The sequence below is a fragment of the Cohnella algarum genome, assembly GCF_016937515.1.
Classification (GTDB): Bacteria; Bacillota; Bacilli; order Paenibacillales; family Paenibacillaceae; genus Cohnella; species Cohnella algarum.
The window spans coordinates 5052832-5074649 of record NZ_JAFHKM010000002.1 but is presented as its reverse complement, the minus strand read 5'-3'; the positions used below and the strand labels follow the sequence as shown (position 1 = coordinate 5074649).

General features: G+C 57.4%; 16 protein-coding genes and 3 pseudogenes. 12 read left to right on the top strand and 7 right to left on the bottom strand.

What is annotated here, in order from left to right:
• Nucleotides 1–201: 201 nt before the first annotated feature.
• Nucleotides 202–2177, top strand: a pseudogene (gene parE / locus JW799_RS22925) (DNA topoisomerase IV subunit B).
• A gap of 10 nt (nt 2178–2187) precedes the next feature.
• Complete coding sequence (gene gyrA / locus JW799_RS22920) at nt 2188–4659, top strand: DNA gyrase subunit A (protein ID WP_205431855.1); 2472 nt, start codon at nt 2188–2190, stop codon at nt 4657–4659.
• Between the two features lie 62 nt (nt 4660–4721).
• Here the strand turns inward: gyrA and JW799_RS22915 are convergent, their stop codons facing one another.
• Nucleotides 4722–4898, bottom strand: coding sequence for a hypothetical protein (locus JW799_RS22915; RefSeq protein WP_176220890.1), 177 nt, complete (start codon nt 4896–4898; stop codon nt 4722–4724).
• A gap of 206 nt (nt 4899–5104) precedes the next feature.
• On the opposite strand from JW799_RS22915, the gene JW799_RS22910 reads away from it, so the two are divergent.
• Entirely contained in the window at nt 5105–5632 is a 528-nt protein-coding gene (locus JW799_RS22910) for a MarR family winged helix-turn-helix transcriptional regulator (RefSeq protein WP_338026317.1), read from the top strand.
• 16 nt (nt 5633–5648) lie between these two features.
• Here JW799_RS22910 and JW799_RS22905 read toward each other — a convergent pair whose 3' ends face one another.
• Genes JW799_RS22905 through JW799_RS22895 form a run of 3 tightly spaced genes read right to left on the bottom strand, consistent with a single transcriptional unit; the run spans nt 5649 to nt 8635 of the window.
• Nucleotides 5649–6998, bottom strand: coding sequence for a CapA family protein (locus JW799_RS22905; RefSeq protein ID WP_205431853.1), 1350 nt, complete (start codon nt 6996–6998; stop codon nt 5649–5651).
• A gap of 32 nt (nt 6999–7030) precedes the next feature.
• Complete coding sequence (locus JW799_RS22900; protein ID WP_205431851.1) at nt 7031–7900, bottom strand: class I SAM-dependent methyltransferase; 870 nt, start codon at nt 7898–7900, stop codon at nt 7031–7033.
• 21 nt (nt 7901–7921) lie between these two features.
• A complete protein-coding gene (locus JW799_RS22895) occupies nt 7922–8635 on the bottom strand; it encodes a response regulator transcription factor (RefSeq protein WP_338026316.1) in 714 nt (237 codons plus the stop codon).
• A 122-nt stretch (nt 8636–8757) separates the two neighbouring features.
• Between JW799_RS22895 and JW799_RS22890 the strand changes: the two genes are divergently transcribed.
• Entirely contained in the window at nt 8758–10830 is a 2073-nt protein-coding gene (locus JW799_RS22890; protein WP_205431842.1) for a sensor histidine kinase, read from the top strand.
• Nucleotides 10831–10958: 128 nt separating this feature from the next.
• Here the strand turns inward: JW799_RS22890 and JW799_RS22885 are convergent, their stop codons facing one another.
• On the bottom strand, nt 10959–11297 hold the full coding sequence (locus JW799_RS22885) for a helix-turn-helix domain-containing protein (RefSeq protein ID WP_080839773.1): 339 nt from the start codon (nt 11295–11297) through the stop codon (nt 10959–10961).
• Nucleotides 11298–11410: 113 nt separating this feature from the next.
• Here JW799_RS22885 and JW799_RS22880 point away from each other — a divergent pair.
• Nucleotides 11411–12852: pseudogene (locus JW799_RS22880) on the top strand (nicotinate phosphoribosyltransferase).
• 62 nt (nt 12853–12914) lie between these two features.
• On the opposite strand, the gene JW799_RS22875 reads toward JW799_RS22880, so the two are convergent.
• Both JW799_RS22875 and JW799_RS22870 read right to left on the bottom strand, forming a co-directional pair.
• The gene (locus JW799_RS22875; RefSeq protein WP_080839769.1) at nt 12915–13931 is read right to left on the bottom strand and encodes an LLM class flavin-dependent oxidoreductase; all 1017 of its coding nucleotides are present in this window, start codon (nt 13929–13931) and stop codon (nt 12915–12917) included.
• Between the two features lie 175 nt (nt 13932–14106).
• Nucleotides 14107–15381, bottom strand: coding sequence for a hypothetical protein (locus JW799_RS22870; RefSeq protein ID WP_338026315.1), 1275 nt, complete (start codon nt 15379–15381; stop codon nt 14107–14109).
• A gap of 285 nt (nt 15382–15666) precedes the next feature.
• On the opposite strand from JW799_RS22870, the gene rlmN reads away from it, so the two are divergent.
• From rlmN to JW799_RS22830, 7 genes and pseudogenes are all read left to right on the top strand, one after another.
• Nucleotides 15667–16749, top strand: a complete 1083-nt coding sequence (gene rlmN, locus JW799_RS22865; RefSeq protein WP_205431841.1) for a dual-specificity RNA methyltransferase RlmN — start codon at nt 15667–15669, stop codon at nt 16747–16749.
• Between the two features lie 59 nt (nt 16750–16808).
• Nucleotides 16809–17708: an immunoglobulin-like domain-containing protein gene (locus tag JW799_RS22860; protein ID WP_205431840.1), complete on the top strand. Its 900-nt coding sequence runs from the start codon at nt 16809–16811 to the stop codon at nt 17706–17708.
• Nucleotides 17709–17834: 126 nt separating this feature from the next.
• Entirely contained in the window at nt 17835–18521 is a 687-nt protein-coding gene (locus JW799_RS22855) for a hypothetical protein (protein ID WP_080839762.1), read from the top strand.
• Nucleotides 18496–19034 (top strand): annotated as a pseudogene (locus tag JW799_RS30340) (accessory gene regulator B family protein). Before JW799_RS22855 ends, JW799_RS30340 begins: the two are co-directional and overlap by 26 nt.
• Before the next feature lie 124 nt (nt 19035–19158).
• Entirely contained in the window at nt 19159–19539 is a 381-nt protein-coding gene (locus tag JW799_RS30335) for a LytTR family transcriptional regulator DNA-binding domain-containing protein (RefSeq protein WP_080839758.1), read from the top strand.
• Between the two features lie 36 nt (nt 19540–19575).
• On the top strand, nt 19576–20388 hold the full coding sequence (locus JW799_RS22835; RefSeq protein ID WP_080839756.1) for a polysaccharide deacetylase family protein: 813 nt from the start codon (nt 19576–19578) through the stop codon (nt 20386–20388).
• 484 nt (nt 20389–20872) lie between these two features.
• On the top strand, nt 20873–21688 hold the full coding sequence (locus JW799_RS22830; protein ID WP_205431837.1) for a DUF2935 domain-containing protein: 816 nt from the start codon (nt 20873–20875) through the stop codon (nt 21686–21688).
• Nucleotides 21689–21818: the final 130 nt, after the last annotated feature.

Below are 21818 nucleotides of genomic sequence, written 5' to 3'. Positions count from 1 at the left end.
GGCGAACGATGGCGCGGCGGTTTTTTTTGCCGTTCGTCGGCCCCGAACGTTTGCGATTTCGGCCAAGAAGCGGTATCGTGAAATGGGGAGTTCGAAGGGCTTGCGCCCTCGAGATCGAGATTGGCGTCTTTACGAAGCAAGTTATAATGAATTAGAATAACGGGAAGGACGCGGGAAGAGCTAAAGCAAGGAGGACCCTTTGTGGCCGAACAATTGAACCTGTTCACCGATTCGTCGGCGCAGGCCGGAGCGGAATACGGCGCCGACGACATTCAAGTACTCGAAGGATTAACGGCCGTGCGAAAGCGGCCTGGCATGTATATCGGAAGCACGACTTCTTCCGGGCTTCACCATCTCGTTTGGGAAATCGTCGATAACGCGGTGGACGAGCATCTGGCCAAATTTTGCTCGCGCATCGAAGTGACGATTCATTCGGACCATTCCGTCACGGTATTCGACAACGGGCGCGGCATTCCGACCGGCATGCACAAAACCGGCATTCCGACGCCGCAGGTCGTGTTCACGATTTTGCATGCGGGCGGAAAATTCGGCGGCGGCGGGTACAAAAAATCCGGCGGGCTGCACGGCGTCGGCGCCTCCGTCACGAACGCGCTGTCGGAGTGGCTGGAAGTGGAAATTTTCCGCGAAGGCAAAATACATAAAATGCGCTTCGAAACGTGGACCGACGAAAACGGCAAGGAGCACGTCGGCGAGCCCGTGACCGGCCTTGTCGTCGTCGGCAACACGAACCGGACCGGCTCCAAAATCACGTTCAAGCCGGACAAAAAGGTGTTCCACGGCAACATCAGCCTGAATTACGATACGCTTTCGGAGCGGCTCCAGGAAATCGCGTTTTTGAACTCGGGCCTGAAGGTCGTACTGAAGGACGAGCGCGGCGGCGGCCAGGAGGAAACGTTCCACTACGAAGGCGGCGCCCGCCAGTTCGTGCAGTTTCTGAACGAGGGCAAGACGGTGCTGCACGAGGCCGTGCATTTTTACGCGGAAAAGGACGACATCGAAGTCGAGGTCGCGCTGCAGTACAATGACGGCTACACCGAAACGATCGCCTCGTTCGTCAACGCGATCCCGACGCGCGGCGGCGGCACGCACGAAACCGGCTTCAAAACCGCCTACACTCGCGTCATGAACGAGTACGCCCGGAAAATCGGACAGCTGAAAGAGAAGGACAAAAACCTGGACGGCAACGATTTGCGGGAAGGCATGATGGCCGTCATCAACATCAAGATGGCCGAAGTCGAATTCGTCGGCCAGACGAAGGACCAGCTCGGCAGCGCGTCGGCCCGCGGCGCCGTCGACGCGGTCGTCGCCGAGAAAATGGCCGTCTTCCTCGAGGAAAACCCGCAGGTCGGCCAGCAGCTCATCCGCAAGGCCGTGCAGGCGGCCAAGGCGCGCGAGGCGGCCCGCAAGGCACGGGACGAAATCCGCAGCGGCAAAAAGCGCAGCGACAGCCCTTCCCTGGGCGGCAAGCTGGCGCCGGCCCAATCCAAGGATTATACGCGCAACGAGCTGTTCATCGTCGAAGGCGACTCGGCCGGCGGCTCGGCGAAGCAGGGACGCGATTCGAAGCATCAGGCGATTTTGCCGCTCAAGGGCAAGCCGATGAACCCGGAAAAGGCGAAGCTGATCGACATTTTGAAAAACGACGAGTACAAGGCGGTCATCGGCGCGATCGGGGCGGGAATCGGCTCCGAATTCGACGTGTCCGAGTCCAATTACGCGAAGATCATCATCATGACCGACGCCGATACGGACGGGGCGCACATCCAGGTGCTGCTGCTGACGTTTTTCTACCGGTACATGAAGCCGCTGATCGACGAGGGCCGGATTTTCATCGCCCAGCCGCCGCTGTACAAAATTACCCGCAAGTCGGGCAAGCTGGAGACGGTCCGCTACGCCTGGACGGACGAGCAGCTGCAAAATTATTTGAAGGAATTCGGCAGAGGGCGGAGCTGCAGCGCTACAAGGGCCTCGGCGAAATGAACCCGGAGCAGCTGTGGGAGACGACGATGAATCCCGAGACGCGGACGCTGCTGCAGGTGCGCATCGAGGACGCCGCGAAAGCGGAGCGCCGCGTGTCGACGCTGATGGGCGACAAGGTCGATCCGCGCAAACGCTGGATTATCGACAACGTCGATTTTGCCGAATACGAGGAGTGATCCATAAGCGATGAGCTCGCTGGAACAGTTTTTACCCGCATTTCTGGAAGAGGTCGTCGGGGACCGGTTCGGCCGTTATTCCAAATATATCATTCAGGACCGCGCGATTCCGGACGTCCGCGACGGCTTGAAGCCGGTGCAAAGGCGCATCCTGTACGCCATGTACGACGCGGGCAATACGCCGGACAAGCCGTACCGCAAATCCGCCAAAACGGTCGGAGACGTCATGGGCAACTACCACCCGCACGGCGATTCTTCGATCTACGAGGGCATGGTGCGCATGGCGCAGCCTTGGAAAATGGCCCACCCGCTCATCGACGGCCACGGCAACTGGGGGTCGATGGACGACGATCCCGCGGCGGCGATGCGGTACACGGAAGCCCGGCTGTCGCCGATCGCCCTGGAGCTGCTGCGCGACATCGAAAAGCGGACGGTTCCGTTCAAGGACAACTTCGACAATACGACGAAGGAGCCGGTCGTGCTGCCTTCGCGGTATCCGAATTTGCTCGTGAACGGCGTCAGCGGCATTTCCTCCGGCTTCGCGACGGAAATTCCGACGCATAACCTGCGCGAAATCATCGACGCCTGCGTGGCGGTGCTCGACCGTCCGGAAATCGCGACGTCGGAGCTGATGCAAATCGTCAAAGGGCCCGATTTCCCGACCGGCGGCATCATTATGGGCGAGGATGGCATCCGCGAAGCTTACGAAACCGGCAAGGGGCGGATCTATATCCGCTCGAAAACCGCCATCGAGGACGTGCGCGGCGGAAAGCAGCAAATCGTCATTACCGAAATTCCGTACCAGGTCGTCAAATCGAAGCTCGTGAACGCGATCGACAACCTCCGTCTGGAGAAAAAGGTGGAGGGCATCGCGGAGGTGCGGGACGAAAGCGGCCGCAACGGCCTGCGCATCGTCATCGAGCTGAAAAAAGACGCCGACGCGGACGGCATTCTCGCGTTTTTGTTCAAAAAAACCGACCTTCAGGTCGCGTACAGCTTCAATATGGTCGCCATCGTCAACAAGGCGCCGCGGCAGCTCGGCCTCAAGGCGATGCTGGACGCCTATATCGCGCACCAGGTCGAGGTCGTCACGCACCGGACGCAGTTCGACCTGGAGAGGGCCGAAGACCGCGCTCACGTCCTGGAAGGGCTCGTCAAGGCGCTCAACCTGCTCGACGCCGTCATCGAGACGATCCGCGCTTCGAAAAACCGCCAGGACGCGCAGAACAATCTCGTAAGCAAGTTCGATTTTTCCGAGCGCCAGGCGGACGCCATTTTGACGCTGCAGCTGTATCGGTTGACCAATCTGGAAATTACGTCGCTGGAAAAAGAGCATGCCGAAACGATGAAGCGGATCCAGCAGCTGCGCTCGATTTTGGAAAACCCGAAAAAGCTGCGCGGCGTCATCAAGGACGAGCTGGGCGAAATTCGCGGCAAATACGGCCTCGACCGCCGTTCCGTCATTCAGGGCGAAGTGGAAGAGCTGAAGGTGAATCTGGAAGTGACGGTGCCCGCCGAGGACGTGCTCGTCACGCTCAGCCGCCAAGGCTATGTCAAGCGGACGAGCCTGCTGTCGTTTACGCGGTCCGGCGGCGACCTGGGCAGCTCCGGCGTGAAGGAAGGCGACGTCATTCGCTGGAGCTTGCAGCTGAATACGCTCGATTCGCTGCTGCTGTTCACGCAAAAGGGACAGTATTTTCAACTGCCGGTGCATCAGATCACCGAGTTCAAATGGAAAGATACCGGCACCGCGATCGTCAATCTGCTGCCGCTGACGAAGGAGGACCGGATCGTCGCCGCGATTCCCGTCCGCCAGGGCGAATGGGAGGCGCAGGGCGATGAGCCGTCCACCCTCGTCTTCGTGACGAGACGCGGGCAGGTGAAGCGGACGCTGCTGGCGGACTACGCGACGACGCGCAGCATCGCCATCGCGGCGTGCAAGGTCGCCGACGGGGACGAAGTCGTATCCGTCTATCGCTGCGAGACGCCGCAGGAAATTTTGCTCGTCACGGAAGCCGGCATGAGCATCCGCTTCCCGGAAAACGACGTAAGCGTCCAGGGACGCGTGGCCGGAGGCGTGCGCGGCATCGCGCTGAAGGATGGAGACGCCGTCGTCGCCGGGTTCCCGGTGTCGGGGGACGAAGGCGAAATACTCGTGCTTAGCGATTACGGCTATGCGAAACGCACGCTCCTGCTCGATTATCCGCAGCAGGGACGCGGGGGCAAAGGCATTCAGACGTTCGAGTTCAAGGAAGGCAAACGGGTGAAGCCGAACGGCACCCGGCTGATCGCTTCCGTATATGTCAAGGAAGCCGTCGAATTGGTGACCGTTACGGAAGCGGGAGCGGCCGGCGGGTTCTCGTCCGAGGATGCGCCGCTGGACGACCGGAGGGCGCACGGCAAGTCGATGCTCGCGGTCGATCGCGGGGACTTGCTGGCCGACGCCTTCCTAAAGCCGCTGCAAAACGAGCAAACCGGCTAATCCCCGCGATTTTGGGCCGAAACCGGCCAACTCGACATAAGCGAACAAGCGAAGACGGACCGTCAATCGTACGGTCCGTCTTTCGATTCCGAACGGTCGATCCAACGCAGCAAAATGTCCAATACGACCCACAAGGGCACCGGCTCCTCCAGCCGCTGCAGCCAAGCGGGGTCGTCGACGAGCCCGGCTTCCTTCGCCATCAGCCCGATCATCCGTATTTTTTCCTCGGACGAACCCATATATTTGCCTCCTTCCGATTGTCCAAAATAACCGATTGTTCCGCAAGCTCTATAACTAGCATATGTCGGGACATGTCGCAATGACACCGTTTCCCGCGATTTAGGTCGTAAATCATTAATTGCGTTAATCTATCTTTCGACATGAGAAACCCGTATAATATAAAGAGAAGCAACGTTCGGGAAAAGGAGAGTGGGAGGAGATGGAGATGGCAGCGGAATTTGTGAGAAGCTGGACGAAGCTCACGAAAGATTGGCATCACCAGATGGAGACGGAGCTGGCCCCGCACCTCACGGCGGGACAGCTGCAGGTTCTGGAACTGCTGCAGGCGCACGAGCCGATGAAGCCTTCGGAGCTGCTGCCGCACCTGGAGACGACGCCGGCCGCCGTGACGACGCTGCTGGACCGGATGGAACGCAACGGGCTGGTGCGGCGCGTTCGCGACGAGCAGGATCGGCGGATCGTATGGGTCAGCATGACCGAGGTCGGACGTGACGAGGTGGAGCGGGGGCTCAAAGTGCGCAGCGAAATCGTCGACCGTTCGCTCGGACGGCTGTCGGCGCACAATCGCCAGCTGCTCGTGTACTTGATCGGAAAAGTGGCCGGAACGAGGGAACAGGCGGCCGCGGCGGAGCGCGGCGGAGAGAAGGAGAGCGGCGGCGAAGCCGCCGCCGCTTCCGCGGAGGAGCGGAAGCGGGGCAGGGAGGAGCGCGGCGCCGAGAAAATCGCGCTCTGACAGCCGGGGGCGCCGTTTAGCCGGCTTCGTCGCCGGCTGCGGGCAGCAGCTTTCGGATTCCCGTCAGCAGCTGCTCCATCCGGGCGTATTCCGCGGCGCTCCACCGCTTCGTGCTTTTGGCGGCAAGCGTTTGCTCCAAGGGAACGATGGTGTACGTTTTCAGCTGCTGTTTGCCGGTTTTGCGAATCAGCACCCATGTCGGCGTCGCTATGACGCCGTTCAGCTCCGTGACGGCCGTGCCGTCCGGGGCTTTCGTTTTTTTCAGGGATATTTCCATGATGACGCCGACGTCTTTCCAGTCGCCGGTTTGGTTCGAGATGAAGTTGCCCATCGAATAGACGATCAGGCCGCGCCGCGTGCCGTCCGCGCGGCTTGCGTCCGGAACTTCGATCGTCTCGTACGGCTGGACGACGTGCGGATGGGAGCCGAGCACGATGTCGGCCCCGGCCTCGATGGCCGCGCGGGCGATGCTTCGCTGCTCGTCGCTCGGCTGCCGTTGATACTCGTTGCCGAAGTGGAGCGAGACCGCGATCGCATCCGCCCCTTCGGCTCGGAGCTTATCGATGCCTTCGGCGATCGCCTCCTCCGAGATCAGGTTGACGGCGTAAGGCTTATCCTTCGGAATCGGGATGCCGTTCGTCCCGTACGTGTAGGACAGAAACCCGAGCCGGATGCCATTGCGCTCGACGATGACGGGTTGCCGGGACGCCCAGGCGGATTCGGCCGTGCCGACCGGGATAAGCCCCGCCTGCCGAACGTTCTGCAGCGTGCGCATCAGGCCGGCAAAGCCCCGGTCAAGCGTATGGTTGTTGGCCGTGGACACGATTTGCACGCCCGCGTCGACAAGGGCGTCCGCAAGCTCCTCGGGCGCGTTGAAACGGGGATAGCCCGAATAGTTCAAATCCGCTCCGGCAAGCGGGGTCTCCAGGTTGGCGATCGTCCAATCGCCGGAGGACAGCAGCGGCTTGACCTCGCGGAACCAGGGCGTGAAGTCGTACGCGTCCGTCGAAGCGTCGTAATAGGCCGGCAGCTGGGGACTGTGCACCATAACGTCCCCGACGGCCACGAGCTTCGCTTCCGTCGCGGCGGGCGCTTTCTCGGGCGGCGGGGGCTCGCCGGTTGTTCCGCCGTCTTCGCCACCGAAGGTCCCCGAAGGGGACGGGGCGGACGGCGCCGTTTCCGCGAAGCCCGGCGATGCCGAAGCCGAAGCGCCCGCAGCCGTCGGGGATGCGCTCGGTCGGGCGGACGCCGAAGGGGATCCCGCGGGGGCGTCCGGCGGATTCGACGCCGGACGCAAGCCCGCGCATGCGGCCAGCGTCAGCGCCATGAAAAGCAAAGCGGCAACCTGCAATATGCGATTTCGCAACGTTCGGACTCCTCTCCCGTAGCCGATCCGCTTTATTCGCCGCTTTCCCAGCGGCCGTAAATTCCGCAAGGCAGCGTTAGTCCGCTGCGGGTGGCCGGCAGGCCGATTTCGCCGCAGTCCAGCTTTCCGCCGTATTTGCCGCCGATCGCCATATGCAAAAGGTTATGCAGGACGGTAGGGGATATGCCGGTCGTATACGAGTTGATTAAAACGAACAACGGGTTGTCCGACAAAATCGACCGGCACGAATGGAGAAACGGATACAGGCTGTCTTCCAGCTTCCACATTTCGCCGTTCGGGCCCCTCCCGTAAGAAGGCGGATCCATAACGATCGCGTCGTACTTCCGTCCCCGGCGCTCCTCGCGCTGGACGAATTTGAACACGTCGTCCGTTATGTAGCGGACGGGAGCGTCGCCGAGGCCGGACAGCTGGGCATTCTCCTTGGCCCACTGAACCATCCCCTTCGCCGCGTCGACATGGCACACTTCCGCGCCGGCCGCTGCCGCGGCTACGGTCGCGCCGCCGGTGTAAGCGAACAGATTCAGCACGCGGATCGGGCGGTTCGCCGAAGCGATCCGGTCCATGATCCATTTCCAATTGACCGCCTGCTCCGGAAACAGGCCGGTATGCTTGAAGTTGGTCGGCCGAATGTGGAACTTCAGCGGGCCGTAGCCGATCGTCCATTTTTCCGGGAGCGTCTTGCGGAACTGCCATTGCCCGCCGCCGGAGGAGTTGCGGAAATAATGTCCGTCGGCGTTGCGCCACTCGGCCGTTTCCTTCTCCAAGGGCCAGATGATCTGGGGGTCGGGGCGGCGAAGCACGAATTCGCCCCAGCGCTCCAGCTTTTCCCCGCCGCCCATGTCCAAAAGCTCGTAATCCTGCCAATCCTTCGTTATCCGCATGTTTTCGTAGACTTCCTTTTCTTATCGATTGTAGTTAAATCGGTAGCCGAAGCCCCGCACCGTTTGAATGAATGCCGGATTCGACGGGTCGGCTTCGATTTTTTTGCGGAGGTTGCTGATGTGGACCATCAGCGTCCTCGTGTCCCCGATGCTGTCGGTATGCCAGACGATCCGGTACAATTCGTCCAGCGGAAATACGCGATCCGGCTGCCGCGCCAGCACCGTAAGCAGCTCGAATTCCTTGACGGAAAGGGGAATCACGTCCCCGGCGAGCTTGACTTCCAACCGCTGCAAGTCGATGGCCAGGTCCCCGAAAACGAGCGACATCGGCGTCGGCTCCGGCAGTTTCTCGCGCATTCTTCTGCGACGGATATGGGCTTTCACGCGGGCGACGAGCTGGCTCGGGCTGAACGGCTTGGTGATGTAGTCGTCCCCGCCCTCGGACAAGCCGTGCACGATATCGGCGTCTTCGCTTTTGCAGCTTAAAAACAAAATCGGGACATGAGCGCAAGGCCCGCCCCTGAGCGTTCGGCAAACTTCGATCCCGTCGGGTTCCCCGAGGGAAACGTCCAATATGATCAAATCCGGAAAAATCGATTCCGCGATTCGAATGGCTTCATCGCCGCGATCCGTCGAATGGACGGCATAACCTTCCCGCTCCAAATACAGCGAAATCAGTTCGGTTATTTCGACCTCGTCGTCGACGACAAGGATTTCGGCGCTTGTCCCGCTCACTTGCTTCTCCTCCATTCGCCCCCATCTGGGCAACGATACGAAATTTATTATACTTAAAGCGTTGACGGAGAATCAATGCGCGATTACCATGAGTTAAGTTCTTGTTATTCGGGAGAGGGAAGATGAAGGGGTTGAACGTTCGACAGATGCCGGCAACAAAGCTTGCCGTTTTTATCCTGATGGTCGCCGGTTTGCTGCTGGCGGGCGGCTGCGGTGACCGGGCGGGAAAGGGAGAGCCGCTCGCGGAGAACGGCGTTCTCGACCTGAGAAACTGGTCGTTCGAATCGGACGGAGCGCTGCCGTTGAACGGGGAATGGGCTTTTTCCTGGCTAACGCGAGGGGAGCAGCCGGAGCCGTCGTTCATTAAAGTGCCGGGAACATGGGGCGGGGTAACGCTCGAAAACGGATTGAAAATCGACGATCGGGGGAAGGGCGTTTACCGGCTGACGATCCTCCATCCGCCGAAAATGGGCATGGTCGCGATCCGGCTGCCGAACCTTTCGACTTCGATGCGGCTGTTCGTCGACGGCAAGCTGTTCGCCGAACGGGGACGGCCGGAATCCGGCTCCGAATCGACCGTTCCGTATCAGCTCCCGACGTCGATCTATTTCAACAGCAAGGGCGAAAAAACCGAACTGACGCTGGAAGTGGCGAATTTCCATCACCGGAAGGGCGGAATCCGCTCAGAGCTCGTCATGGGCACGGCGGCGCAAATCCACCGGTTCGAGTTTAAACAGGACGCCCAGGAGTGGATCGTGTTCGGCTCGCTGCTCATGATAGGGCTGTACCATCTCGGCTTGTTCGTTCTTCGGGCAAGGGAGACGGCCAACCTTTATTTCGCGCTGCTCTGCCTGTTCGTCGCTTTGAGAATGAGCGTCATCGGCCAAGGGATGCTGCTGGAGGCCGGTTTCGGCTTGACCTGGACGCTTGCCGCGAAACTGGAATATTCCTCGTTCGTGCTCAGCGGACTGTTCGGATTCATGTACTATCAAAAAATGTACGAACAGGAAATTTCCCGAAAATTGTGGGCCGCATCGTCGGTTGTCGGCATCGGCCTTACGATCGGTACATGGCTGTTGCCCGTTTTGCAGTCCAGCTCCTTCATATGGGTGTATCAAGGCTACGTCATTGTGCTCACGATCGCGACGATTGCCGCGCTCGTCGCGGCGGGCATACGCCGGCGGGAAGGCGCATGGCTGTCTTTGGTCGGCGTCGCCGGGCTTCTCGCCACGATTTTGAACGATATTCTGATTTACAACGGTTTTTGGCGCTCGCTCGATTTGGTTTCCTTCGGACTGCTGTTTCTGATCATGATGAACTCGTTCAGCATTTCGCTTCGGTTGTCGCGCACCTACGTGCGGGCGGAGCAGATGTCTTTCGAACTCCGCGAATGGAACAATCGGCTTGAGGAACGAATCGCCGAGCGGACCGAGCAGCTTGAAAGCTCGTACCGGGATTTGGAGCGGCTGGAACTGTCGCGCAGACGGCTGATCAGCAACATTTCCCACGATCTGCGGACGCCGATCACGCTGCTTCAAGGGTATTTGGAGGCGCTGCGGGACGGAATCATCACCGAAGAAAAGCAAAAAGACAAAATCGTCCGCTCGATGCTGTCCAAAGTGGAAGGTCTCAGCAATTTGATTCACGATTTGTTCGAGCTCTCGATGCTCGAAGCGCGGAAGGCGCGCATGTCCTACGGGCCCGTCCGGCTTGCGCATTGGCATAAGCGGCTGACCGAGGAATACGAGCTGGACCTGAAGGACAAGGGCTTCGAGTTTCGCGCCGTTTTGGAAGCGGGAGCGGAAGAGGAACATGTGCGGGTCTTCATCGACGAGCACCGGATGGACCGCGTGTTTTCGAATTTGATCTATAACGCCGTTCGCCATACGCCGGCCGGCGGAACGATTACGCTGTCGTTCGGCTTGTCCGGCAATCGCCGGGAAGCGGTGCTGAGCGTCGCGGATACGGGCAGCGGCATTCAACCGGACGATTTGCCTTATATATTCGAAAGGTTTTACAAAAACGACAAATCCCGTCATTCTTCTTCCGGCGGAAGCGGCCTCGGGCTTTCCATCGCCCGCGAAATCGTCGAAATGCACGACGGCCGGATCACGGCGGCGAACCTGGAGGGCGGGGGCTGCGTCTTCCGGATTTATTTGCCGCTTGCGAAATTATCGGAGAGAGGGGCTTCCTGAGCCGGCTTCATTTTTCCCGTTCATAAGGCGACGGATATTGCCGAGGGGTACTTGCTTGGACTTATCTGCGTCTATGCGGGGGCGCTGGCGCTCAAGAGGAAACATTCCTGAACCAACGGGCGCCGGCTTCAGCCGTTAACCCGCTCCTTGTTGACCATGTCCGTCAGCATGCCGATCGATTGCTTGCGCTGCTCCTGGTTCATTTTTTTCAGCAAGCGAAGGACCTCTTGCGAGTCCGCCGAAAGCGTCCCGTCTTCGGGATGCGAGGAAGGGTTTCCGCCAATAATGTAGTCAAGCGACACGTCGAAAAATTCGGCTAGTTTGATCAGCGTTTCATAGACGGGCTGGCGATTGTTGATCTCGTAATGACTGTAGGCCGAGCGGGTAATGCCGATATGCCGCGCCACTTCTTCTTGCGAGAGGCTCCGATTCAGCCTTAGCTCCCGCAGGCGGTGTCCCATGGTCATTTGAACATCGATCTCCTTGCATCTTAAAATTAAGACGGCGGATCGCCAAGTTTTCTATTCTAATTTATGATACAAAACGTATCATGTCAAGTCGATAATTCGGGAGGCTGCCTATGAAACCGGAAAACTTGACGCTTCATACGGACAAGTATCAAATCAATATGATGTACGCGCACTGGCGCAACGGCTCCCATCGGGACCGGGTCGCGTTCGAAGCGTATTTTCGCAAGCTGCCGTTCGGCAACGGGTTTGCCGTGTTCGCCGGGCTGGAAAGGCTCGTTTCCTATATAAACGGTCTGCGTTTCAACGAAGAGGAGATCGCATATTTGGCGAGCCAAGAGGAAGGATACGATCCCGAATTTCTCGAGCTGCTGCGAACGTTTCGCTTTACCGGCCATTTGTGGGCGGCCGAGGAAGGCGCCGTCGTGTTCGCCAACGAACCGCTCGTTCGGGTGGAGGCCCCCGTTTTCGAAGCCCAATTGCTGGAAACGGCCCTGCTCAATTTTATCGGCTATCAAACGCTGGTCGCGACGAAAGCCGCCCGAATCCGATTGGCCGCTCCCGGGGATGCGCTCATGGAATTCGGCAGCCGGAGGGCGCAGGAGGCGGACGCGGCGGTGTGGGGGCGAGAGCGGCTTACATCGCCGGGTTCGACGCCACGTCCAATATGCGTGCCGGGATGATGTTCGGCATTCCGTCATCGGGGACGCATGCCCATGCGTGGGTGCAGCATCATGCGAGCGAGCAGGAGGCGTTCGACAAATTCGCGGCCGCGCTGCCGAACCAGGTGACGCTGCTTGTCGATACGTACGATACGTTAAAAAGCGGGGTCCCGAACGCGATTCGGACGGCGGAGCGGCTGGCGGCCGAAGGCAAAAAGCTGCGCGCGATCCGGTTGGACAGCGGAGATCTGGCGTACTTGTCCAAAGCCGCCCGCGCGATGCTCGACGAAGCCGGGCTGGGCGACGTGAAGATCGTCGCCTCGAACGAGCTGGACGAGCATCTGATCGCCGAGCTGAAGGCGCAGGGGGCTCGCATCGACAGCTGGGGAATCGGAACCCGGCTCATAACCGCGGCCGACCAGCCGTCGCTCGGCTGCGTCTACAAGCTCGTCGCGCGGGAGCGGGACGGGAAGTGGGAGCCGGTCATCAAAATTTCCGGCAACCCGGAAAAAGTGTCGACGCCCGGAGCGAAGGACGTCTGCCGGATCGTCGATCCCCGCACGGGCAAAGCGATGGCCGACTATGTGGCATTCGTCGGGGAAACGGATGCGCGCGAGGGGAAACCGCTCGAGCTGTTCGATCCGGTGCACCCGTACATGCGGCAAACCGTCGAGCGCTACGAAGCGATTCCGTTGCTTACGCGCATTTTCGAACGAGGGACGCAGCTGTACGAGCTCCCGGACCTTGCCGCCATTCGCGAATTTCACCGCCGGCAGCTGGCGTTATTTTGGCCGGAGACGCTGCGCAAGCTGAATCCGGCCCCGTACCCGGTGGATTTGAGCCCGGCCGTCTGGAACCGGAAAATGGAGCTGATCCGCGAGCATCGGCTCTAAAACGAAACGAGGCTGCCCGCGCCGGGCGCGTTTGCCGGCGGAGCAGCCTTCGGCAGCTTGGGTCAGGCTTTAGCGGCGAGGCCGAACGCTTCGGCGACGAGACGGTAGGAGCGAAGCCGGGCTTCGAAGTCGTGCGTCATCGTCACGATCAGAAACTCGTCGACGCCGAGCCGCTCGCTCATGGCGAGCAGTTTGGTTTTAACCGTTTCCGGAGAACCGACGATGCGGTTTTCGCGGGTGGAACGAATGCGTTCGCGGTCGTAGTCGGTGTACGGGTAGTTCGTCGACGCTTCCAGGGACGGGAAAGCGGACAACAGCTTCCCTTGCTCCAGCGACAGGAAGAACAGATCGGCGCCGGTGGCGAGCTTGTCGGCTTCTTCGTCCGTATCGGCGCAGATGACGAGCACGGCCGCGAGCGTCTTCGGCTCCTTGTTCAGGATGGACGGCTTGAACGAATCGCGGTAAATCCGCAGCGACGCTTCGCTGCCCGGAACGCCGAAAAATTGGGCGTAAGCATAGGCCGTTCCCTGCTCCGCGGCGATTTGCGCGCTGCCGTAGCTGGAGCCGAGCAGCCACAGCTCGGGCGCCGTTTCGACCGACGGCGAGGCGAGCAAACCGGCGAACCGGTGCTCTCTCGGCAAGGCATCGTGCAAATAGGCGGTCAAATCTTCGACTTGGGTCGGATAGTTGTCGATATCCATCCGCTTGCCCTCCTGAAGCGCCCGCGTGGAAAGCGGCATGCCTCCGGGGGCGCGGCCGAGCCCCAAATCGATGCGGCCGGGATAAAGCGCTTCGAGCAGCCGGAAGTTTTCGGCGACTTTATAGGCGCTGTAATGAGACAGCATGACGCCGCCGGAACCGACTTTGATCGTTTCCGTTTTCGCGGCGACGTGGGCGATCAGCACTTCGGGACTGGAGGAGGCGAGCGCCTTCATCGAGTGATGTTCCGTAACCCAGAACCGGTTGTAGCCGAGCCGTTCCCCTTCCTGCGCGAGCAAGGACGTCTCCTGCAGCGTTTGCGAAGCGTCGCGCCCTTGGCTGATATGCGCCTGATCCAATATTCCGAGCTTCAATGACATCCTCGTTCACCCCGGCTAATGTTTGACGTTTATCGAACTAACAATGATTTCATTGTAGAGTTTGTCCGATCCGGTGTCAAATGATGAAGCCGAAAAAAACGCCCTCTCGGCTCGCCAGAGCGAGACCGGAGGGCGTTTTTTGGGTTTGTCGTTCGGTTCGGCCGGTCTAAGCCGATCAGGAAGACTCTCCGTTCAAATAACGGTAAAACGGGGCGTCGACCCAAAAGTCGTAGTTGATGACGCGGACGTTCGGATCGATTTGCTTGAAGGCGCCGGAAATGTCGGCCGAATCTTCCTTCAGGGAAAACGATTGCGCGTAGTAATGGCCGTTTTCGATTTTGTTGTTCGTAATGATCGGGTAATCGGGAAGCTCCGTCAGCGAATAATACAGAGGCTGCCACCAGGAGCTTGCGATCAGGCCGCTTTGATCGTCGCTGTTTTTCTTGGCATAGGCGAGCACGATGTCGTTAAAGCGGGCTTTGTCGGCTTCGTTTTCGAATTCGAAGGCGATGTCGTATTCTTTGGCGTATTGAATGTAGTTGCCGTTTTCGATTTGAACGACTTCGTAGAGGTCGGATACGCCGGGATCTCCCCATTCCTGCAAATAAATGAAGGCGGACGTTTTCGGCTCGAACTGGATCTTGGCCTCGATGCCTTCGCTGCGAAACAGCCCGATCAATTGAATCGCGTGCGTCAGATCGGAGTGGCCGTAGACGAGCGCGAGAGAGTCGACGAAATTGGCGTCGTAGCGGCTGTCCTTCAGGTTGTAGCCCGTGACGAGGTCCTGCTTCAGCGCTTCGTCGACGACCGCTTGCAATTCGGGCGACTTGATGATATCGGAAGCGCGGTACGCGTCGTTCAGCTTGACGTAAATGTCGTCGTCGCTCGCGTAGCCGAGGTAATGCTTGTACAGCCCTTTCGCTTCCAGCGCTTTGCCGAGGAGCACGGAGGACAGCGAAGGGGAAGCGGCGGCTTTCGGCCGGATCTGACCGTAAAAAGCTTCCGGCAGCAATCCGGTATCCACCGCGGCCGCCAGTTCTTGTCCTCCTTGCAGGCCGACGACGCCGACGGACAAATTCAGCTTGGCAAGCGCCTTGCTCACCTTCGACTCGGGATACGTGTACGCCAGCTCTTTGAGGCCTGCGGCTTTCAGCGCCAGCTGAACGGCGCCGACCGCGCTAAGCGCCTTTTCCGCCTGGACGGAGCCGGACGAGATGATTCCGTTCTCGTACAGCGCGGCCGCGGCCGGATAGTATGCGCTGGACGAGTCCAGGTCGGCGAACGCTACGGCTTCGCCGGAAGGGACGAGAGCGAGCGCTTCGGCGACGGCCGAAACGAAGCTGCCCTTCGTAACGGTTTCGGGAAGCGAGATGCCGAGCTTGTCCTTCAAAAACAGGGCGTAATCCGCGGGGCTTTCCTGCGGCTCGGCCTTGGCGGCGATGAACTGCACGGGGCGGGAGAGGCGGCACTGGCCGCCGTTCCGGGCAGCGCGACGGCAACGGACAGAAAAGCGGCCAGTCCCAGCTTCGGCCATAAAACGGATTTGTTGTACAAGACCATTCCTCCTCGAAATAAATCCTAGTAGATATGTATGAATTGAAATGATCTTAGCACCGGGCACCGCAAGTGTCAATAACCATGTGAGCATTTCTTTCACCTGCGTTTCACTTGTTTAAAGCTCAAAAATCTGGGACAATAAAAGGCGGAGCATCAACGGAAAAGAGGTTAAGCGAACATGAGAACGTCCGTTTACGGATTGACATATGACGAGCTTGCGGCCTGGCTGGCGGAACGGGGACACAAGAAGCACCGCGCTTCCCGGGTTTGGGAAGGGCTTTACCGCGAGCGGGCGGCGTCCTTCGCCGAAATGGCGGACGTCAACGAGGAATGCGCGCGGCTGCTGGACGAACATTTTTTCCTGCGGTCAATGAATGAGCATACGAAACAGCAATCGGCGGACGGAACGGTCAAGTTTTTGTTCCGGCTGGCCGACGGTCACTTGATCGAAACCGTGCTGATGCGGCATAAGTTCGGACTGTCGGTATGCGTCACGACCCAGGTCGGGTGCAATATCGGCTGCAGCTTCTGCGCAAGCGGCCTGCTCGCCAAAAGCCGCGATTTGTCCGCCGGAGAAATCGTGGAGCAAGTGATGAACGTCCAGTTCTTTTTGGACCGGGCGGGCAAGGGGGAAAAGGTGACGCACGTCGTCGTGATGGGCATCGGTGAGCCGTTCGACAACTTTGCGAACATGTCCGGCTTCGTGCGGATCGTCAAGCATCCGAAAGGGCTTGCGATCGGTCCCCGCCACATTACGGTTTCGACCAGCGGACTTGCGGACAAAATCGTCGAATTCGCGGACAGCGATTTGCAGGTGAACCTGGCGCTGTCCCTGCATGCGCCGAACGACGAGCTGCGGACGAAAATTATGAAAATCAACCGCGCCATTCCGCTCGAGAAGCTGATGCCGGCGGTCGATTATTACCTGGAGCGCTCGAACCGGAAAATAACGCTCGAATACATTTTGCTTCGCGACGTCAACGACCGCAAAGAGCATGCCGCCGAGCTTGCGGATTTGATCGGGCATCGCGTCAAGCAGGTCACGGTCAATCTCATTCCGTACAATCCGGTCGACGAGCACAGTCAATACCAGCGCAGCGAGCAGGAGTCCGTGCGCGCGTTTTACGACACGCTGAAAAAACGGGGCGTCAACTGCACCGTGCGCATCGAGCACGGGACGGATATCGACGCCGCTTGCGGGCAGCTGCGAAGCAAGCAGTTGCGAAGCGGAACCGAACGGGAGCGTCAAATCGTCGGCTAAAATGCAACTTTAAGGGTCTTCTTCTCGTCGTGTAAACATGATGGAAGGAGGCCTTTTTTATGTCGAGCCGAAAGTTTTCTTTTTTCCGGACAACAGCGCCGATGCCTTTCCTGGCGCTGGCTTTCGCGCTGCTCGCGGCGTCGGGCTGCTCGAACGGCCGGGCCGCCGCACCGGAAGCGGAACCGGTTGTCGGCTATCATTCGCCGATTTCGATGGGAGAAGTCGTTTCGGGAGAAACGGAGCCGCATAGCTTCGAGCCCGATTACGGCGAATTTCAAGCGCCGACCGGCAAGTGGATAACGGGAGGCGGTATCGGCGTTTCGATCTCGGCTGGCTTCAAGCGGCCGGGGGAGCCGGCGGAAGCCTGGGTTCAGGCGGTCGAACCGGGCAAAACAAGCGAAATGGCCGATCGAACGATACGCTACAAATTGACGGAGCGGGACAGGAACGACGCTTACGTGCGAACGGTCGAAGAGAGCTTGGAAAATCTCGACTCCTGGAACGGCTATACCGGCTTCAGGGTGAAGCTTCCGGAAAAGGCAGATGTCCGCTATTATTTTTCGGTGGAAATTCTGAATGGTTCGACGGTGGAAGATACCGCTGCAAGCGTCGTCGAAGTCCCCGTTCAGGAAGTCGCGGCCGATCTTGCGTTGGATCGCGCCGTTTATCCGGCCGACGCCGAAATCGTCGTTAGGCTTGTCAACCGCGGCCGGACGACATTGTTCTACGGGTTGGATTATCGGCTAGAGCGCGACGGGGAAGACGGGTGGACCGGGGTGCCGGCGAAAGAAAACACGGGAGTTCCCGCGATCGGAATTCAGCTTTCCTCCGGGCTGACCTGGGAACAATCGATTCGGATCGCGGATCTGGCGCCGGGGATTTACCGCGTCTCCAAAACGGTGGAAGGAATGGGGACCCCGATCGAACGAACGCTGAACGCCGAGTTTCGGGTCGAATAGCGTGATCCGCTAGTCACATATGAAAGATTTGATTTTTTTAAAATACCATCTCCCGCCCTACTAAAATTTGGGTTATACTAATTTTGAACGAAAGGCGATGAAAATTATGTCATTCGGAGGGTAAACGTGTCTTCGTTGGCATTTATCTCTATTTCCGTAATCGAGTACATCGGCGTAATCGTCGTTATTTTAGCTTTGTTTCGTTACACCGTATCCCATTATTGGCCGCAAATCGTATTTACTTCCATTGTCTGTTCGCTGTTTTCCTACGTCTTGATGATTCATTATGATATACCGCTTGCTCCGATGATTCAGATGTTATGCCTTGCGCTTTGTTTTTGGTTACTGTTTGATACGCCTCTGATCTGGAGCTTTATTTTATGTTCATTCAGCATTGTGTACGCTGTTTTTCAAGGAGTCGTCATCATGTTGACCATAGCGACGGGAGCGGCTTCTTCAGCCTCTCTCGATGACAAGACGAGCTTCGAAATCTATTCGGTTCAAGTGTTTTGCGCGTTGGTTTGTTATGTACTAGGCAGTTATTTTCAAAGAAACAGAATTGGGTTTTTGTTTATTCCGACTTCTCGGAACAGTCCGTTTCACTGGAGCCGAATGAGTCAGAGATTAATCGTTGTAAGCCTGGCATCTTTTCTTTCCATGATTTCCATGAGCGTCGCCTACGCGTGGTACTCGCTTTCCAATCTCGAATGGTTCATTTTCTTGCTGGTCGTTTTGCTGATCGTCTCGACAATTCTATTAACCACGATACAAAGGAAAGATCAAGAGTATGCGGATCAAAACTGGAATCGTTGAGCATATATCGATAACTGGTGCCCGATATATGAAAAGAAACGGAGCGGATCCGAGCGTATCGGAACGCACGCTGCGTTTTGCTCTTATGCTTTGGATCAGCATGATCTTCATTATTATGCTAACGGCCGCCGGCGGTATTTTTTTAGGCGTATTTTCTGAAGCTATCGCAGCTTTGGCCGTTTTAGGCTTGTTGCGGTATTTTTCAGGGGCTGGCATTTTAAGCAAATGGATGCATGCGTCATTTTTACCGCAGCGGTCGCCATAGGGATTGCGATGATGCCGGCTATTGAGGAAATCTGGTTAATCCCCCTTAATATCGTGTCCTTAGCTCTCGTCTTGCTTCTTGCCCCCACCGGACATGGGCAAAAATTTTCAAATGTCAAGCAAAAAACGGCATTCAAATGGATTTCCGTGATCCTTGTAACGATTAATTTCGTTGCATTGAATCAAATAGCAGTAGTCTCTACGTTATTTCAAAGCTTAACTTTAATTACGCGGAAAGGAGGAGGGTAAGATGCTATTGAAAAAAACCATGAAAAAATTGTCGTTATTTTTATCTGTCTCGGCGATTTTCCTCGTAGTTTCCAAATTTTTTTACGGTAATCCCGACGTTGAAGACGCTGAATAAGGTGGGGGCATGGAATTATTCTCAATCCCGGTAATCTATAAAGAAAGCAAACACGACAGGGGCGTTCGCATTTTGTTGCCGCTCGAACACTTGCTTTTTTTGCGGGTTATCGGAAAGTGCATTCATTTTTACGGGATTCACCGTAGGGAATATACTTTGCAATCGACGTTGCAGGATTGGAGAATACTTCTTGACGGCACCGGCTTCGAAGAGGTCGATCGAGGCGTTTTGGCCAATGCCCGAAAAATTGATTTCATTTTCAGCGATTTGCAACAAATTCATTTCGGCGCGGAAGCGGAAGGCGTTTTCTGCCCGATAGCCCGAGTCAATATTCCCCGTCTGCAAAAATATTATCCGGAAGTCCGAATAATCAAAAGCGGGACGCTTTAGTCTCGCTTTTTTCAAAGTAGAAGAGAGGTCGAAATCATGTCTGCAAAAGTCCACCTTTGTTACCCGCACGGAAAGTATAAAGCGCTTACGATGAGTTATGACGATGCTGTCGAGGCCGATAAGCGGCTGGTAAACATTTTTAATCGTCATGGAATAAAAGGCACGTTCCATCTTAATTCGGGTCTGTTCGGCCAAGCGGGAGCCAGACGCAGACTGACGGAAGAAGAAGCCGTTGCGCTTTATCAAGGCCATGAGGTTTCGGCGCATACGCTAACGCATCCATCGATTGCGAGATGCCCAAGGGAACAAATGGTGCACGAAGTGATGGAAGACCGCAAAAAACTGGAACGGCTGTTCGGCTATACGGTCAGAGGCATGTCCTATCCGAACGGTTCTTATTCGGAACAACTCAAGGAAATGCTTCCGCACCTCGGAATCGAATATGCCCGCGTCGTGCAAACGACCGGAAGCTTCAGCCTGCCTGACGATTGGCTCGAGTGGAAAGCTACGTGCCATCATAAACAGCAATTGATGGAGCATGCCGAAACGTTTGTCGGAATCGACAAGCCGCAGCATTTGATTTTAATGTACGTTTGGGGCCACAGTTATGAGTTCGACCAGGATAACAACTGGGAGCTCATCGAGCAATTTTGCGAATTTGTCGGCGGACGGGAAGAGATCTGGTATGCGACGAACATCGAAATCGTCGATTATTTCAAAGCGTACCGGCAGCTTCGGTTTTCGGCAGGGATGGAGTTTGTTTACAACCCGACCGCCCAGAGCGTTTGGATTCGCGCCGATGAAGCGGTAATCGAGGTCAAAAGCGGCCAGCAGATTACCCTCGTATAAACGGTCGAAGGTTTCGGGCAAGGGGAGGGAGGAGAGGAGTATATTTCGTTTTAAACCATCCTTATCGGTATCCCCTTCGTTCAGAAATGCGGCATTCCCGCTATAGACGTATTTTTTATAAGCCCGCACCCGTTCTCCGAACTTTACTTCTCGGGCATGGACGGGAAAACTTCATTTGCTCACGATTCAACGTTCCGTTTATGGATATCCCTTTGCTCAGGCAAGGGGGTTCTTTTTTGCCCCTTCGTCTTTCTGAGAAGAGGGGATACGGATAGGGCAGCACATAGAAGATGAAGGGCTGCTGCTGAGCGGAGGGGATACGGATAAGGGGAGGCGAAGAGGGATGAGAAGGTCCGATCCTCCGAGCTGAAACAAGGGGATACGAAATCGCAGCGTCCAATCGGCAAAAAGAGAATCTCCTCCCGCGCCGGCACATAAAATTGTTGTAGCCCGTATATGCCTGCGGAAAAAGGAGGATGTTCAATTGCCCCTGCAAGGAAACGATCATGCGGCCGCTCTTTTCGAGCACAGGTTTTGGCTGCAAATATTGGGCGACCACTCGCGTTTTATTTTCAACGCCTTGTCGCCGAAAGAGCAAAATGACATCGCGCAAGCCCAGCGTTTTATCGCCGAGTTCGACCGGCTGCTGGAGACGGCGCGTTCCGCCGGGCCCGGTTCGGACCTGAGCGGACTTAACGCGGCCGCGCATGAAGCGACGATGGCGCTTCGCGAATTCAAACTGGATTTGCTCGCGAGATCGCTTAAAGGGGAAGTGACGGTTTCGCTGCCCCCTACTTTTTTTAATCATATGGTCAACGAGTTGGAGGAATATGTCCGTATTTTGGATGCGTTGCTGGCCGGACGGCCGGTTCCGGTTTATCATCCGCTGCATCATGACCTGCTGTGGTTGCAGGACGCGTTCGGCCACGCGGGCTCGATCGCGATGGGGCTCGACCGGGTAGAAGCGGATTTGCTGCATAAAAGCAAAGACTTCGAAAAACATTTCCAGGCGCTTTATTTGAAAGCGGTCGAAATGGCGGGCTACATGCGAACCCGACTGCAGGATTTTCCGGCCATGGGACGATTCCACAGGCAGGTGGATCTCGAAATGGCGCTGTTTCGCAAGTTTTTGCACGAGCTGGAGGAGCTGGAACTGAAGGCGGAAGCGCTCGACATCATCAGCCCGTTGATGCCGGACCATATGGCGCGGGAGGAATGCTATTATTTGATCAAGCTGGCGCAAACGGGAGCGCTGCCCTTTCCCGAGTGCGATCCAACCGAAGCTCGCGTCGAAGCGTAGCGGTCCCGACGATCGGCACGAAACACCCGACACCCCCGCGGTGAGGGTGTTTTTTTATGGGCGGCTTATCCCAATCGAAAGGATGGAAAGTTTAGGGGGAATAAAAAAGGGCCATCCTGAGAAGGGACGA